This is a genomic window from Comamonas resistens, assembly GCF_030064165.1.
Classification (GTDB): domain Bacteria; phylum Pseudomonadota; class Gammaproteobacteria; order Burkholderiales; family Burkholderiaceae_C; genus Comamonas; species Comamonas resistens.
Window position 1 is genome coordinate 557,636 of sequence record NZ_CP125947.1, and the last position, 14,946, is coordinate 572,581.

Sequence of the window (14,946 nt, forward strand, 5' to 3'; positions counted from 1 at the left end):
TTGAAATCTAGAGCTTTGTGCTTCGCAAGAGGCATCAAAGTTATAGGGTCAAGTGACTAAGAGCATATGGTGGATGCCTTGGCGATGATAGGCGACGAAAGACGTGATAGCCTGCGATAAGCTTCGGGGAGCTGGCAAATAAGCTTTGATCCGGAGATTTCTGAATGGGGGAACCCACCTCGCAAGAGGTATCGCATACTGAATACATAGGTATGCGAAGCGAACCTGGAGAACTGAAACATCTAAGTACCCAGAGGAAAAGACATCAACCGAGATTCCGATAGTAGTGGCGAGCGAATTCGGAAGAGCCTTGCAGTGATAGTCGATCGGTTAACAAAACGGCATGGAAAGGCCGACCATAGTGGGTGATAGTCCCGTATGTGAAAACCGATCGGTGGTACTAGGCTGCAGACAAGTAGGGCGGGGCACGAGAAACCCTGTCTGAATATGGGGGGACCATCCTCCAAGGCTAAATACTCATCATCGACCGATAGTGAACCAGTACCGTGAGGGAAAGGCGAAAAGAACCCCGGGAGGGGAGTGAAATAGATCCTGAAACCGTATGCTTACAAAAAGTCGGAGCCCTTCGGGGTGACGGCGTACCTTTTGTATAATGGGTCAGCGACTTACATTCAGTGGCAAGCTTAACCGAATAGGGGAGGCGAAGAGAAATCGAGTCCGAATAGGGCGACTAGTCGCTGGGTGTAGACCCGAAACCAAGTGATCTATCCATGGCCAGGATGAAGGTGCCGTAACAGGTACTGGAGGTCCGAACCCACTAATGTTGCAAAATTAGGGGATGAGCTGTGGATAGGGGTGAAAGGCTAAACAAACTTGGAAATAGCTGGTTCTCTCCGAAAACTATTTAGGTAGTGCCTCAAGTATTACCGTCGGGGGTAGAGCACTGTTTAGGCTAGGGGGTCATGGCGACTTACCAAACCTATGCAAACTCCGAATACCGACGAGTACAGCTTGGGAGACAGAGCACCGGGTGCTAACGTCCGGACTCAAGAGGGAAACAACCCAGACCGCCAGCTAAGGTCCCTAAAATTGGCTAAGTGGGAAACGAAGTGGGAAGGCTAAAACAGTCAGGATGTTGGCTTAGAAGCAGCCATCATTTAAAGAAAGCGTAATAGCTCACTGATCGAGTCGTCCTGCGCGGAAGATGTAACGGGGCTAAGCCAGTTACCGAAGCTGCGGATGCACAGTTTACTGTGCGTGGTAGGAGAGCGTTCTGTAAGCCTGTGAAGGTGTCTGGTAACGGATGCTGGAGGTATCAGAAGTGCGAATGCTGACATGAGTAGCGTTAAAGGGGGTGAAAAGCCCCCTCGCCGTAAGCGCAAGGTTTCCTACGCAACGTTCATCGGCGTAGGGTGAGTCGGCCCCTAAGGCGAGGCAGAGATGCGTAGCTGATGGGAAACAGGTCAATATTCCTGTACCGATCAATAGTGCGATGTGGGGACGGAGAAGGTTAGCTCAGCCAACTGTTGGATATGTTGGTTCAAGCCTGTAGTCGTGCCTGGTAGGCAAATCCGCCAGGCTGAGATGAGGGGTGATAACGAGTCTGCTTGCAGACGAAGTGAGTGATACCCTGCTTCCAGGAAAAGCCACTAAGCTTCAGCTATTGACGACCGTACCGCAAACCGACACTGGTGCGCGAGATGAGTATTCTAAGGCGCTTGAGAGAACTCAGGAGAAGGAACTCGGCAAATTGACACCGTAACTTCGGGAGAAGGTGTACCCCAAGTCAGTGAAGTTGAACAAACGGAGCTAAAAGGGGTTGCAAAAAATTGGTGGCTGCGACTGTTTAATAAAAACACAGCACTCTGCAAACACGAAAGTGGACGTATAGGGTGTGACGCCTGCCCGGTGCTGGAAGATTAAATGATGGGGTGCAAGCTCTTGATTGAAGTCCCAGTAAACGGCGGCCGTAACTATAACGGTCCTAAGGTAGCGAAATTCCTTGTCGGGTAAGTTCCGACCTGCACGAATGGCGTAACGATGGCCACACTGTCTCCTCCTGAGACTCAGCGAAGTTGAAATGTTTGTGATGATGCAATCTCCCCGCGGAAAGACGGAAAGACCCCATGAACCTTTACTGTAGCTTTGTATTGGACTTTGAACGGATCTGTGTAGGATAGGTGGGAGGCTTTGAAGTGCGGTCGCTAGATCGCATGGAGCCAACGTTGAAATACCACCCTGGTGCGTTTGAGGTTCTAACCTAGGTCCATTATCTGGATCGGGGACAGTGCATGGTAGGCAGTTTGACTGGGGCGGTCTCCTCCCAAAGCGTAACGGAGGAGTTCGAAGGTACGCTAGTTACGGTCGGACATCGTGACGATAGTGCAATGGCATAAGCGTGCTTAACTGCGAGACTGACAAGTCGAGCAGATGCGAAAGCAGGACATAGTGATCCGGTGGTTCTGTATGGAAGGGCCATCGCTCAACGGATAAAAGGTACTCTGGGGATAACAGGCTGATACCGCCCAAGAGTTCATATCGACGGCGGTGTTTGGCACCTCGATGTCGGCTCATCTCATCCTGGGGCTGTAGTCGGTCCCAAGGGTATGGCTGTTCGCCATTTAAAGAGGTACGTGAGCTGGGTTTAAAACGTCGTGAGACAGTTTGGTCCCTATCTTCCGTGGGCGCTGCAGATTTGAGGAAGCCTGCTCCTAGTACGAGAGGACCGGAGTGGACACACCTCTGGTGTACCTGTTGTCACGCCAGTGGCATCGCAGGGTAGCTAAGTGTGGAAGAGATAACCGCTGAAAGCATCTAAGCGGGAAACTCGTTTCAAGATGAGATCTGCCGGGGCCTTGAGCCCCCTGAAGGGTCGTTGTAGACCACGACGTTGATAGGCTGGGTGTGGAAGCGCAGTAATGCGTTAAGCTAACCAGTACTAATTGCCCGTGCGGCTTGACCCTATAACTTTGGGTTGAAGCTCAGAAAATGAAGACGGAATGGATCGAAAGATCGTTCAAGTTATGCCAAGTGATGGCGCAATCGAAAAGCTGATAGAAGACTCTATGAATTCGTTGGAGAGAGAGTAAGGGATTAAGAAGTTAATGCCCAAGCGATCGATCCGACAAAAAGTTTATGCCTGATGACCATAGCGATTTGGTACCACTCCTTCCCATCCCGAACAGGACAGTGAAACGAATTTGCGCCGATGATAGTGCGGGTTCCCGTGTGAAAGTAGGTCATCGTCAGGCTCTTACAGAGAAAAACCCCGTAGTCAGATGACTACGGGGTTTTTTATTGCTCGCTTCGAAATGAGGAGCAATTTGCGCAGGCTGTCAAAGCATTGCGGCTGTAAAAATACCGGAAATCCATAAAAAGAGAGCGCCAGGCGCTCTCTTTTTATTTACGCGGCAGCTGGAAGCGTATTACGCCATGCTCATCGCGTCTGCGTTGGAGCTGCCGAGCAAACCAGAGATGGTGAAGATGGGCCAGGGCTTCGCCCATGGCAAAGGTCATCTGGTGGGGGTCGAGTGTGCGCTTGAAAAGGATAGACAAGATATCCGCCGCGCTGAGGGAGCGGGTTTGCGCTGCTTTCATGATGTCATCAAGGCGCTCCTGATGATGATTCAGCAATTGATGAACACGTGGATGCAGGCCGGTGAAAGGCTTTCCGTGCGATGGCAACACATAGCAGTCCTGAGGCAGTTCAAGGTAGCGTCGTAAAGAACTGAGGAAGAGCTGCAAGGGGTTGGCTTCAGGCTCGGAGGCATGCACGCTGACGTTGGCTGAAATGCGCGGGAGCACCATGTCGCCGCTGATGAGGATGTTCAGCGCCTGGCAATACAGTGCCATATGCTCGGGTGCATGGCCATAGCCGACGATGCATTGCCAGTCATGGCTACCGATGGTGATGCTTGAGCCGTCCATGATGCGGCAATAGGTTTCGGGAATGGGACTGACCAGCGAGGAGTAGTAACTGCCGCGTCCCCGGACATGCGTGAGAAAGTCTGCATCCGTCTGGCCATGCAGGCGATAGAACTCAAAGCCCGATTCGCCGCCAAAACCATCACGATCCTTCATTGCGACACGGGCCGTGTTGTAGTCGGTGGCACTGATCCAGAGTGGAGCCTTCCAATGTTCGCACAGCCAGCCGGCCAAGCCGATGTGGTCGGGATGCATGTGCGTGACGATGACTCGCAGAACAGGCAGGCCCTCGAGCTCATTCGCAAAAATCTGCTCCCACTGGCTGCGTGCTTCTGTGCGATTGACGCAGCAGTCGATGACTGACCATCCATCCACCATCTGTCCGTACATATCTTCCTGGCGGTCACGCAGCAACCAGAGGTTGATGTGATCCAGTGCGAATGGCAGAGACATTCGAATCCATTTGATGCCGGGTGCTATCTCCAGACATTGGCCGGCGGCCGGCAGATTCTCACCCAATGGATATTGAAGAGCAGATTCATGGGGATGGTTCATGGGTGGCCTATATCGTTTAGCATTGACGTTAACGTAAACGTCAGTGATTTAAACAATATTTTAAAGAGCGGGATGCGTGGTGCAGTCACCTGCGCGATGCATTCTTGCTAGGTAGAACCATGTCTAACAACTACACCATCAGCGATCTGGCCAAGGAGTTCGATCTCACCACCCGAGCTATCCGCTTCTATGAGGATATGGGTCTGCTGCAGCCTGAGCGATCCGGGGCAGCGGGGCGCAATCGCGTGTATTCGTCGCGTGACCGCGCACGACTGCGGCTGACGCTGCGTGCCAAGCGGCTGGGCCTGTCATTGACCGAGGCCAAGGAGATCATCGATCTCTACGACAGCCCACGTGATACCGGCGTTCAATTGAAGAAGTTCCTCGACGTCCTGGCTGTGCATCGCAAGCAGTTGGAGAGCCAGATGGCTGATCTGCAGGCCACTCTGGATGAGGTGCAGGAGCAGGAGAAAGAGGCGCGTCAGCTTCTGAAGAAGCTCGACAAGAAAAATGCTGCATAATTGACGTTTACGTAAACGTCAATGTGAGTGAGAAGAGCCGGCCTTGTGAGCTGGCTTCTGTGAAGCTCTGTTGGCGTCAGTACCAGTCAATTCAGATCTTGTGGAGACCATGCATGAAATTGCAGGACGACTCAATGGATTACGAGAGTCGCGTACGCCAGAGTTTTGGCTTGCAGGGGGCCATGCAGACCTTGGGGGCGGAACTCACCCGCATAGCGCCAGGTGCCGTGGACATCTGCCTGGATTGGGCGCCCGGCCTGACTCAGCAGCATGGCTTTCTGCATGCAGGCATGGTGTCCACTGCCCTGGACTCCGCATGCGGCTACGCAGGGCTGACCCAGATGCCAGCCGATGCCGCGGTGTTGACCATCGAATTCAAGATCAATCTGTTGGCTCCGGCAAAAGGACAGCGCTTTCGCATGGAAGGGCGGGTGATCAAGCCGGGACGCACGATCACCGTGACGGAAGGCCGGGCCTATGCCATAGACCAGGATAAAGAAAAGCTGGTGGCTACCATGGGCTGCACGCTGATGTGTGTGCAGGACCGCCAAGGCCTGAGCGATTAAACCAACCATTCAATCCAGATTCGACGATATCAATAGGAGACAACCATGAGCCTTGCCAATCTGCCAGGACTGAATTTCCAGCTGGGCGAAGACATCGATGCCTTGCGCGATGCGGTGCGCGAATTCGCGCAGAGCGAGATTGCACCACGTGCCGCGGAGATCGACCGCAACGACCAGTTCCCCATGGATCTGTGGCGCAAGTTCGGTGATCTGGGCGTGCTGGGCATCACCGTGCCCGAGCAGTACGGCGGTGCCAATATGGGCTATCTGGCCCATATGGTGGCCATGGAGGAGATCTCGCGTGCCAGCGCCTCGGTGGGCCTGTCCTATGGCGCGCACAGCAATCTGTGCGTGAACCAGATCAACCGCAACGGCAACGAGGCGCAGAAGGCCAAGTATCTGCCCAAGCTGATCAGCGGCGAACATGTGGGTGCACTGGCCATGAGCGAGCCCGGTGCTGGCTCCGACGTGATCAGCATGAAGCTCAAGGCCGAGGACAAGGGTGGCTACTACCTGCTCAATGGCAACAAGATGTGGATCACCAACGGCCCCGATGCCGACACCTTGGTGGTCTATGCCAAGAGCGAGCCTGAGATGGGCGCGCGTGGCGTGACGGCCTTCCTGATCGAAAAGGGCATGAAGGGTTTCAGCATCGCGCAGAAGCTGGACAAGCTGGGCATGCGTGGCAGCCACACGGGTGAGTTGGTGTTTCAGAACGTCGAAGTGCCTGCCGAGAACGTGCTGGGCGGCGTGAACATGGGCGCCAAGGTGCTGATGAGTGGCCTGGACTACGAGCGCGCCGTGCTGACTGGCGGGCCGCTGGGCATCATGCAGTCGGTGATGGACAACGTCGTTCCCTATATCCACGATCGCAAGCAGTTTGGCCAGAGCATTGGTGAGTTCCAGCTCATCCAGGGCAAGGTGGCCGATATGTACACCGTGCTGCAGGCGGGCCGCTCCTTCGCCTATACGGTCGCCAAAAACCTCGATCTGCTGGGAACCGACCATGTTCGTCAGGTTCGCAAGGACTGCGCCAGTGTCATTCTCTGGTGTGCCGAGAAGGCCACCTGGATGGCTGGCGAAGGCGTGCAAATCTATGGCGGCAATGGGTATATCAACGAGTATCCGCTCGGTCGTTTGTGGCGAGATGCGAAACTCTACGAGATTGGTGCCGGAACCAGCGAAATTCGCCGCATGTTGATAGGCCGCGAACTGTTTGCTGAAACCTGCTGAAAAAGCAGGAGCTGCGCCGTTCTTTCAACCACAAAAAGAAGGATAGCTTCATGACAACGACCTCCATCGAAGAACTGTTTGTCCACAACCGCGAATGGGCAGACCAGATGGAGCGTGATCGTCCTGGTTTCTTTACCGGACTGATGGCGCAGCAAAAACCCAAGTACATGTGGATCGGCTGTTCGGACAGCCGTGTGCCAGCCAACCAGATCACGGGTCTGGAGCCTGGCGAGGTGTTCGTTCACCGCAACGTGGCCAACGTGGTGGTACCCAGCGATCTGAACTGCCTTTCCACCATCCAGTACTCGGTCGATCATCTGAAGATCGAGCACCTGATGGTTGTTGGCCACTATGGTTGCGGCGGCGTGTATGCGGCCCTGAACAATCTGCGCCTGGGCCTGGTGGACAACTGGACCCGCCATGTGCGCGATGTGCGCGACAAGCACATCAAGCTGCTGGAAGGCATCTCCACCCAGTTCCGCCACGATGCGCTGTGCGAGCTCAACGCCATCGAGCAGGTGGTCAACGTGGCACAGTCCACGGTGATGCAGGATGCCTGGGCCCGAGGGCAGAAGGTGACTTTGCACGGCTGGTGCTACAGCCTCAACAACGGCCACATTACCAACCTCGAAATGACCGTGCCCGGTGTGGGCGGTCTGGAGGATGTCTACAACAAGGCTGTCGAGAAGGTCGCAGCGCGCAAGCGCGACTGATCGCTGCCGCTGCGCAGTTGCAGTGCTGTGGTGCAGGTCCGAGACGCCAGCCGTCCGGCCTGCCTGACCGCATTGCTTGTTTTTGGAGCGACTGGCCCGCCATGTTTCCGCAACGACTGGACGCCCCGCAGGCCTATGCCATTGCACAGGCCTTGATGCATGGTTTCAACCTGCACTACCGTATGTTCAGTGCGGAGGCTGCCAGAGCCAAGCACCGCTTTGAATCCATGGACTGGCAGGGTCAGCAGCGCGCGCAGCGCGAGCGTATAGCGTTTTATGACCTGCAGGTGCGTGCCTGCATTCAACGGCTGGAAGAGGAGTTTGAAGCCAGCCAGCAGAGCATGGCCGTCTGGCAGCAGGTCAAGCTGCACTATATCGGGTTGATGGTGGATCATCTGCAGCCCGAGCTGGCCGAAACTTTTTTCAACTCGGTCACCACCAAGATCCTGCACCGCACGCACTTTCACAACGACTTCATCTTTGTGCGCGCGGCCGTCAGCACGGAGTATCTGGAAAATACGGAGCCCGGGGCCATCCCCACTTACAGGGCCTACTATCCCGGCAGTCGCGAGCATCTGGAGGACACGCTGCAGACGCTGTTCGAGCAATTGCAACTGGCTTGCCCCTTTGAGGATCTGGCGCGGGATGTGCATTTGCTGGCCGATCGCATGCGCCACAAGCTGGCGAGCCTGACGCTCAGACCCAACTTCCAGATTCAGGTGCTCTCCAGCCTCTTCTATCGCAACAAGGGCGCTTATCTGGTGGGCAAGATCATCACCGGCTATACCGAGCTGCCGCTGGCAATTCCCATCCTGCATGGCAGCCGAGGCCAGCTGATACTGCATGCGGCATTGTTTGGTGAAGACGATCTGCATGCGCTGTTCAGCTTTGCGCGGGCTTACTTCATGGTGCACATGGACGTGCCCAGCGCCTATGTGAGCTTTTTGCATCGCCTGATGCCGCGCAAGCCGCCTACCGAGATCTACAACGCACTGGGTCTGGCCAAGCAGGGCAAGACGCTGTTCTATCGCGATTTTCTGCATCATTTGCGCCATTCCAGCGATCAGCTGCGCATTGCGCCGGGTATCAAGGGCTTGGTCATGCTGGTGTTCGACCTGCCCAGCTTTCCCTATGTCTTCAAGCTCATCAAGGACCGCATCGCCAGCAGCAAGGAGATCACACGCTCCCAGGTCAAGGACAAGTACCAACTGGTCAAGCGCCATGACCGGGGCGGGCGCATGGCCGATACCCTGGAGTACAGCCTGGTGGCCTTTCCGCGCAGCCGCTTCAGCAGCGAGTTGCTGGCCGAGCTGCAGGCGCATGCCCCTGAACAGATAGAGATCAGCGACCGTGACGGTGACGGCCAGGAAGAGGTCATCATCAGCCACCTTTACATCGAGCGGCGCCTGGTACCGCTGAACCTGTTTCTGATGGAGTGTCTGGCCGAGGCCGATACCAAGCCCGAGCGCCGCGCGGCCATGGAAAAAGCCATCGTGGAATACGGCAATGCCATCAAGGATCTGGTCGCCACCAATATCTTTCCCGGTGACATGCTGTGGAAAAACTTTGGCGTGACCCGCGGCGGCAAGGTCGTGTTCTACGACTATGACGAGATCGAATATCTGACGGATTGCAACTTTCGCGATGTGCCGTTGCCGCGCAACGAGGAGGAGGAAATGTCGGGCGATATCTGGTACCCGGTCGGCCCACGAGATGTATTTCCCGAAACGTTCGGGCCTTTTCTGCTGGGCCATCCTGCCGTGCGCGACATCTTCATGCGCCACCATGCCGACTTGCTGGAAGCTGATTTCTGGCGCTCTCATCAAAACCGTATCCGCGATGGGCAGATGCTGGATGTGTTCCCCTATGAGCGCAGCCACTTCCTGCACGCGGGCGAGACAGGCCTGGCCACGCAGACTTGAATTTTCTCAACCCATAGCCTCGTTCAAGAGGCAATCCCCCCCCCCCTCAAAGGAGACAAACCATGCATCAGGACCCCGTCGTCATCGTCAGCGCAGCTCGCACTCCCATGGGCGCATTCCAAGGCGATTTTTCCGATCTGGCTGCCCATGACCTGGGCGGTGCAGCCATCAAGGCTGCGGTGGAGCGTGCAGGCATCCAGCCCGAACTGGTGGAGGAAGTGCTGTTCGGCAACTGCCTGATGGCCGGCCAAGGCCAGGCGCCCGCCCGCCAGGCCGGCTTCAAGGGCGGTTTGCCGCAATCCACAGGTGCCGTGACCCTGTCCAAGATGTGCGGTGCCGGTATGGAGGCCACGATTCTGGCCCACGACCAGCTCATCGCAGGCAGTCGTGAGGTGATGGTCGCCGGCGGCATGGAGAGCATGACCAATGCGCCCTATCTGCTCAAGAAGGGACGTGGCGGCTATCGCATGGGGCACGACAAGATCTTCGATCACATGATGCTCGACGGCCTCGAAGATGCCTATGAAGCAGGCCGCTCCATGGGCACCTTCGGCGAAGACTGTGCCGCCAAATACCATTTCACGCGTGAAGCGCAGGACGCGTTTGCCATTGCCAGCGTGCAGCGCGCGCAAGCTGCTGCGCAAAGCGGTGCGTTTGACGCCGAAATCACGCCTGTCACCGTCAAGACCCGCAAGGGCGATGTGACCGTCAGCCTGGACGAGGGGCCGGCCAAGGCCAAGCTGGACAAGATCGGCAGCCTCAAGCCAGCGTTCAAGAAGGACGGCACGATCACCGCAGCTTCCAGCTCCAGCATCAACGATGGCGCTGCCGCCATGGTGCTGATGCGTGAATCCACGGCCAAGCAACTGGGCTGCAAGCCGCTGGCGCGCATTGTCTCGCACGCCACCTTTGCGCAAGCTCCCGAGTGGTTCACCACGGCTCCTGTGGGTGCGACCGAAAAGGCTCTCAAGAAGGCCGGCTGGAAGGTCGAGGACGTGGATCTGTGGGAGATCAACGAAGCCTTTGCCGTCGTGCCCATGGCGCTGATGGCCGACCTCAAGGTGCCGCATGACAAGGTCAACGTGAATGGCGGTGCCTGTGCCCTGGGGCACCCTATTGGCGCCAGCGGTGCGCGTATTCTGGTGACGCTGCTGCATGCGCTGAAGGCACGCGGCAAGAAGAAAGGTCTGGCCACGTTGTGCATCGGCGGCGGTGAGGCCACAGCCATGGCGGTCGAGCTGGTCTGATCGACTTCTGCCGCGTTTCAGCGAGCCGGTGCCGATTGCTCCAAGTCGTCACCGGCTTGCGATACATTGAGGCCATGTTCAACGACTGCCGGGAGAGCGCTGGCAGCCATCTAGTGAAAGTCCTTCATGAGCGCAGACATTGACCGAGACGATGACCGGACCGTGGTACCGCTGAGCGATCAGCAGGCTCAGGCATTCTGGAGAGAGTTTTCCCGCCAGTTGCCCGCGCTGCAAGCACTGGATGGACATGGTTTTGTGAGTACGGCCAATGAGGTGCTGAACAACTACGCTCCAGGCCTGGCCATCGAACTGGAAGGTGCTGCCAAGGAGGCCGGCTCCAAGCTCGTGATTTCGGCGCATGGCAACACGGCCGAGTTCGAGAACGCGCAGGTGCTGGTGCGCAATGCGCCCAAGCTACAGAACTTTGCCGTACAGGCCTATCGCAGTCGCACCCTGGGTTCCGACTTCGGCATGCGCATGGAGGACTTTGAGCTGACCAGCTCCGATGTGCTGGTGGGCTATTACGATGCGGGCGGAATCACGGGGCTGGAGCTGGCATTTGCCAAGCCGATTCCCTCGGACATGATGGGCCATGCCCAGCATATGTCCTTCATCATGCTCGACCATATCTTGGGCGAGTGGGATTTTTCGGTGCGCGTGGGGCCGGTGGAGTTCGTCGAAGAGATCTCGCAAGGTCTGAGCAGGCCGGTAAAACTCTCGGAATTTCCGCCCGTCTTTGACGGCTTTGTGCGTCAGGAGCTGGGGCGCAGCTACGAATATCCGCAGGAGCAGGACAGCCGTTGGCTGTCGCTGGAAGTGCGTGCCCGCGATGCCGAGGACGGTGATCCTCCCGATATCCTGACCTTTCATGATTCGGCCAATGCCGTGGCGACGCGAGCCGACCTGTCGTACTTCATGGAATGGCGCTTCAGCTTCGACAGCCAGGCCCAGCTGGACCAGGTGCGCGATGTGCAGGATGCGCTGGACACCGAATTGGCCCGCCATCAACGCGGTATTCTGGTCTTCACAAGAGTGGAGAGCATGAGCTCGCGCGTGGCCGCCTATTACGTCGATGACCCCCTGCATGCGCAGCAGCAGGCCGAGCAGCTTGCGGCCAAGCATGCCGGCGGTATCAAGGCCGAGCTGAACATGAGCTTTGACCCCGCCTGGAACGAGTATCTGTCGTTGTATGGCGCGATTCATCGTCGAGGCGAGGAAGAATGATTCAGTCTCACGAACAGTTGCGTCAGCTCTATGCTGAGCCTGCCGAGCGGGCCTTGCTCAAGCAGCAACTGGAGCTCGACCGCTACTGCCTGCGCTTCATCGCCCTGTCGCCGTTTGTGGTTCTGGCCACAGGTGGTGCCAACGGAGCCATGCTCGACGCTTCGCCGCGCGGTGGCAAGCCCGGTTTCGTCAAGGCGCCAGATGCCCAGACACTGTTGATCCCAGACGCGGGCGGCAACAACCGCCTCGACAGTTTCAGCAATCTGATCGACGACCCGCGCCTGGGTCTGCTGTTCTTTGTACCGGGGTTTGATGAAACCCTGCGCGTCAACGGCACGGCGCGACTGCGCGATGAGGCGCATTACACAGCGCTGTTCGCCAGCGACCATTTCCGTCCCAGGCTGGTGATCGAAGTACAGGTGCAAGAGGCCTATCTGCACTGCGCCAAGGCCTTGATGCGCTCCAGGCTCTGGAGTGCCGAGGCGCAGGTGCCGCGCAAGGTGATGCCATCGCTCAACCAGATGATCCAGTCACAGCTAGGCATGACCAGCGAGCCTGAATCGCAGGAAGCCATGGTGGCGCGCTATGCGTCACTGATTGCCCAGGAGCAGAACCGATGAAGTGCGCAGCGGCAGTGGGCGTGGATCTGGCCGATGGCCTGCATGCAGGCTAGGCCACCTGGGGCGGTGAATGCCTAGGCCCTGGGCGGCAGCTTCGATGACGCGGCTGCTGTGGCGCTTTGCCGCCATGCTGGCCGTCATTTGCGCAGCGACGCTGCTTGCCGGCGGTTACCTGACAGAGAACACCTTGCGCAGCGCGCAGCAGGAGGCATTCACGGACCGTTTTATGCTGGCTTCCCAGCGTGCGGCCACGGCTGCGGAGAATGCCCTGGCGTTGGGCGTTCCCTTGGCTCCAGACACGCCCCTGGCCGGGCTGCTGGCGCGTGAGGCGGCGCTGGAGCCGGCGCTGAGCTCTTTTGTGATTGATTCCGCACAGGGCGAACCGCTGCTTGCCGTGACCGTTGGTCAGCCAGCTGCGATGCAGGGGGGGGCACAAGCCAGCACGCCTATCCGCAATGATCTGGGTCAGACAGTGGCCTGGGCCAGGTTGCACTATGACGACAGCGCACTGAGCGCCGCGCAGCAGCGGCTGCATCAGGCGGTGCTATGGGCCGTCTGGCCTGCGCTGGCCCTGGTGTGTGCGGCGCTGGGGTTGCTGTGCGGGGGGCTGGTGGCCAGGCTCGGACGGCGGCATCGGCCGCTGGGGCTGCCAGGAGGGGAGCGCGCCCTGCTGACCGTCGCTTCGGCGCTGCTGCTGGGGGCTGCGCTGGCCTGGGTGGGCTGGCAGGCCGGCGTGGCGGGTCGGGCCAGCATCCAGCCCGACCAGATCGCCAAGGCCCAGGCCATGGTTCGCTCCAGTGCCGCGCTGATTGCCAGGGCTCTGGAAGCAGGCGTGCCCGCCGATGCGCTGGTGGGTGTCGAGGCACACGCGGCGGCATTGCACGCGCAAAGCCCTGAAATCGCCGAGCTGGCTTTTCTGGCCCCTGACGGACGCCTGTTGGCCGGAACCGTTCCGGCAGAAGGCCGGCTCCCGGTCCGGGCTCCGGTGCTGACGGCCGCCGGTCAGGAGCGGCAGGCCGGCGAGGTGGTATTGGCACTGGACCCCGGCGTGCTGACGCGCAGGCTGCAGGCCACGCTGCTGGACCTGGCATTTCTGGGTGCGATCTGTCTGCTGATGGCGCTGGAGTTGCTGGCGCTAGGCCTGGGCACGCGCGGCGCCCGCGCGCTGGCCGCGGCCGATGCGCGCCGCAACCGCCGGGCGCAGGCTGCGCCCGGTGCTGCTGCACAGCCCTGGCGCACTACCGGTGCTGCAGCTGTGCGGCCGGCGTTGTTCCTGTTCATGCTGGCCGAGGAATTGACGCGGCCCTTCTTGCCGACCTGGGCGCGCGCGCTGGCGCCCACTGACGGCCCGCTGTCACCGAATCTGCTGGCCAGCCTGCCGCTGGTTGTATTCCTGGCGGTCGTGGCCCTGCTGCAATGGCCTCTGGCCGCCTGGTCAGAGCGCCTCGGACGCCGTTCGGGGCTGATACTTGGCGCACTGCTGGGTGCTGCGGGTCTGGCTCTGGCTGCGGCCCTGCCCGGATACGCCGCGCTGGTTGCGGCGCGCCTGCTGGGTGCGGTCGGCTTTGCCATGGTGTTCGTATCGGCGCAGGGCGCCGCCATCGACGGCTCGGCCAGCCATGACCGCGCGCGCAGCCTGGCGCAGTTCGTGCGTGCCATTCTGGTGGCTGGCCTGTGCGGGCCGCCACTGGGTGGGCTGGCCGCTGATCGCTGGGGAGCTCCTGCAGCCTTTGCCTTGGCGGCTTGCGTGGCCTTGCTGGCCGCCGCCGTGGCCTGGAGGCAGATGCCAGCCCCCTCCCGGGCCGTGCAGCAGCCCGTGGCTGCGGTGCAAGGCCTTTCCTGGTCGGCCATGCTGCGCCAGCCCGGCCTTGGGGCCCTGCTGCTGGGCTGTGCACTGCCGGCCAAGCTGTTGCTGGCAGCGCTGTGTTTTTACCTGCTACCCATGCATTTGCAGGACATGGGCTATGGCAGTGCCGTTACCGGACGGCTGCAGACCATTTATCCGCTGACCATGGTTCTGCTGGTTCCACTGGCCGCGCGCCTGGCGGATCGTTGGCGGCGGCGCGGCAGCTTTGTCGTGGTCGGGGGACTGCTGGCCGGAGCCAGCGCCATGCTGGCCTGGCCCATGGATGCAGACCCCATGCAGCTGGCGCTGATTCTGCTTGGATTGGGTCTGGGGCAGGCGCTGTCCATCACGCCCCAGTCGGCCCTGGTCGCTGATCTGGCTCGCAGCCTGCCGGCTCGCCAGGGGGCTGGCCTGCTAGGTCTGTTCAGGCTGACAGAGCGTGGCGGCAGCGCCTTGGGGCCTGCCTTGGGTGCCTGGCTGCTGCCTGCCGTTGGCTTCAGCCCGGCGCTGGCGGTCATCGGCGCACTGGTGCTTGGCGGTAGTCTGGCCTATGGCTGTAGCCTGAGCCGGCAGAAGGCGCTGCGTACCAGAGGCTGAATATTTGGCCTGAGAGG

At 59.1% G+C, this 14,946-nt stretch carries 10 protein-coding genes and 2 rRNA genes; 11 read left to right on the forward strand and 1 reads right to left on the reverse strand.

From position 1 onward, the window contains the following. Positions 1-46 precede the first annotated feature (46 nt). A 23S ribosomal RNA gene (locus QMY55_RS02570) occupies positions 47-2,924 on the forward strand. A 175-nt stretch (positions 2,925-3,099) separates the two neighbouring features. After that, positions 3,100-3,212 (forward strand): 5S ribosomal RNA (gene rrf, locus QMY55_RS02575). A gap of 148 nt (positions 3,213-3,360) precedes the next feature. On the opposite strand, the gene QMY55_RS02580 is transcribed toward rrf, so the two are convergent. Further along, entirely contained in the window at positions 3,361-4,440 is a 1,080-nt protein-coding gene (locus QMY55_RS02580; RefSeq protein ID WP_283487141.1) for an MBL fold metallo-hydrolase, read from the reverse strand. A 119-nt stretch (positions 4,441-4,559) separates the two neighbouring features. Between QMY55_RS02580 and QMY55_RS02585 the strand changes: the two genes are divergently transcribed. From QMY55_RS02585 to QMY55_RS02625, 9 genes are all read left to right on the forward strand, one after another. Continuing rightward, positions 4,560-4,961 carry a MerR family transcriptional regulator gene (locus tag QMY55_RS02585; protein WP_283487142.1) on the forward strand — a complete coding sequence of 134 codons (402 nt, stop codon included), beginning with the start codon at positions 4,560-4,562 and terminating at the stop codon, positions 4,959-4,961. A 113-nt stretch (positions 4,962-5,074) separates the two neighbouring features. Further along, the gene (locus tag QMY55_RS02590) at positions 5,075-5,527 is read left to right on the forward strand and encodes a PaaI family thioesterase (RefSeq protein ID WP_283487143.1); all 453 of its coding nucleotides are present in this window, start codon (positions 5,075-5,077) and stop codon (positions 5,525-5,527) included. Between the two features lie 45 nt (positions 5,528-5,572). Then, on the forward strand, positions 5,573-6,760 hold the full coding sequence (locus QMY55_RS02595; protein WP_283487144.1) for an isovaleryl-CoA dehydrogenase: 1,188 nt from the start codon (positions 5,573-5,575) through the stop codon (positions 6,758-6,760). A 50-nt stretch (positions 6,761-6,810) separates the two neighbouring features. Continuing rightward, the gene (gene can, locus QMY55_RS02600) at positions 6,811-7,473 is read left to right on the forward strand and encodes a carbonate dehydratase (RefSeq protein ID WP_283487145.1); all 663 of its coding nucleotides are present in this window, start codon (positions 6,811-6,813) and stop codon (positions 7,471-7,473) included. A gap of 101 nt (positions 7,474-7,574) precedes the next feature. Then, positions 7,575-9,395, forward strand: a complete 1,821-nt coding sequence (gene aceK, locus QMY55_RS02605; RefSeq protein ID WP_283487146.1) for a bifunctional isocitrate dehydrogenase kinase/phosphatase — start codon at positions 7,575-7,577, stop codon at positions 9,393-9,395. Positions 9,396-9,457: 62 nt separating this feature from the next. Further along, positions 9,458-10,642 carry an acetyl-CoA C-acyltransferase gene (locus QMY55_RS02610; RefSeq protein ID WP_283487147.1) on the forward strand — a complete coding sequence of 395 codons (1,185 nt, stop codon included), beginning with the start codon at positions 9,458-9,460 and terminating at the stop codon, positions 10,640-10,642. A gap of 126 nt (positions 10,643-10,768) precedes the next feature. Beyond that, the gene (locus QMY55_RS02615; protein WP_283487148.1) at positions 10,769-11,866 is read left to right on the forward strand and encodes a hypothetical protein; all 1,098 of its coding nucleotides are present in this window, start codon (positions 10,769-10,771) and stop codon (positions 11,864-11,866) included. Beyond that, entirely contained in the window at positions 11,863-12,486 is a 624-nt protein-coding gene (locus QMY55_RS02620; protein WP_283487149.1) for a pyridoxamine 5'-phosphate oxidase family protein, read from the forward strand. Before QMY55_RS02615 ends, QMY55_RS02620 begins: the two co-directional genes overlap by 4 nt. Positions 12,487-12,556: 70 nt before the next feature. After that, a complete protein-coding gene (locus QMY55_RS02625; protein ID WP_283487150.1) occupies positions 12,557-14,929 on the forward strand; it encodes an MFS transporter in 2,373 nt (790 codons plus the stop codon). The last annotated feature ends 17 nt before the right edge of the window (positions 14,930-14,946 follow it).

Bases quoted from the DNA above. Each gene is read 5' to 3' on its own strand.
- QMY55_RS02580 (WP_283487141.1), bottom strand. From the start codon at position 4,440: ATGAACCATCCCCATGAATCTGCTCTTCAATATCCATTGGGTGAGAAT.
- QMY55_RS02585 (WP_283487142.1), top strand. From the start codon at position 4,560: ATGTCTAACAACTACACCATCAGCGATCTGGCCAAGGAGTTCGATCTC.
- QMY55_RS02590 (WP_283487143.1), top strand. From the start codon at position 5,075: ATGAAATTGCAGGACGACTCAATGGATTACGAGAGTCGCGTACGCCAG.
- QMY55_RS02595 (WP_283487144.1), top strand. From the start codon at position 5,573: ATGAGCCTTGCCAATCTGCCAGGACTGAATTTCCAGCTGGGCGAAGAC.
- can (WP_283487145.1), top strand. From the start codon at position 6,811: ATGACAACGACCTCCATCGAAGAACTGTTTGTCCACAACCGCGAATGG.
- aceK (WP_283487146.1), top strand. From the start codon at position 7,575: ATGTTTCCGCAACGACTGGACGCCCCGCAGGCCTATGCCATTGCACAG.
- QMY55_RS02610 (WP_283487147.1), top strand. From the start codon at position 9,458: ATGCATCAGGACCCCGTCGTCATCGTCAGCGCAGCTCGCACTCCCATG.
- QMY55_RS02615 (WP_283487148.1), top strand. From the start codon at position 10,769: ATGAGCGCAGACATTGACCGAGACGATGACCGGACCGTGGTACCGCTG.
- QMY55_RS02620 (WP_283487149.1), top strand. From the start codon at position 11,863: ATGATTCAGTCTCACGAACAGTTGCGTCAGCTCTATGCTGAGCCTGCC.
- QMY55_RS02625 (WP_283487150.1), top strand. From the start codon at position 12,557: ATGCCTAGGCCCTGGGCGGCAGCTTCGATGACGCGGCTGCTGTGGCGC.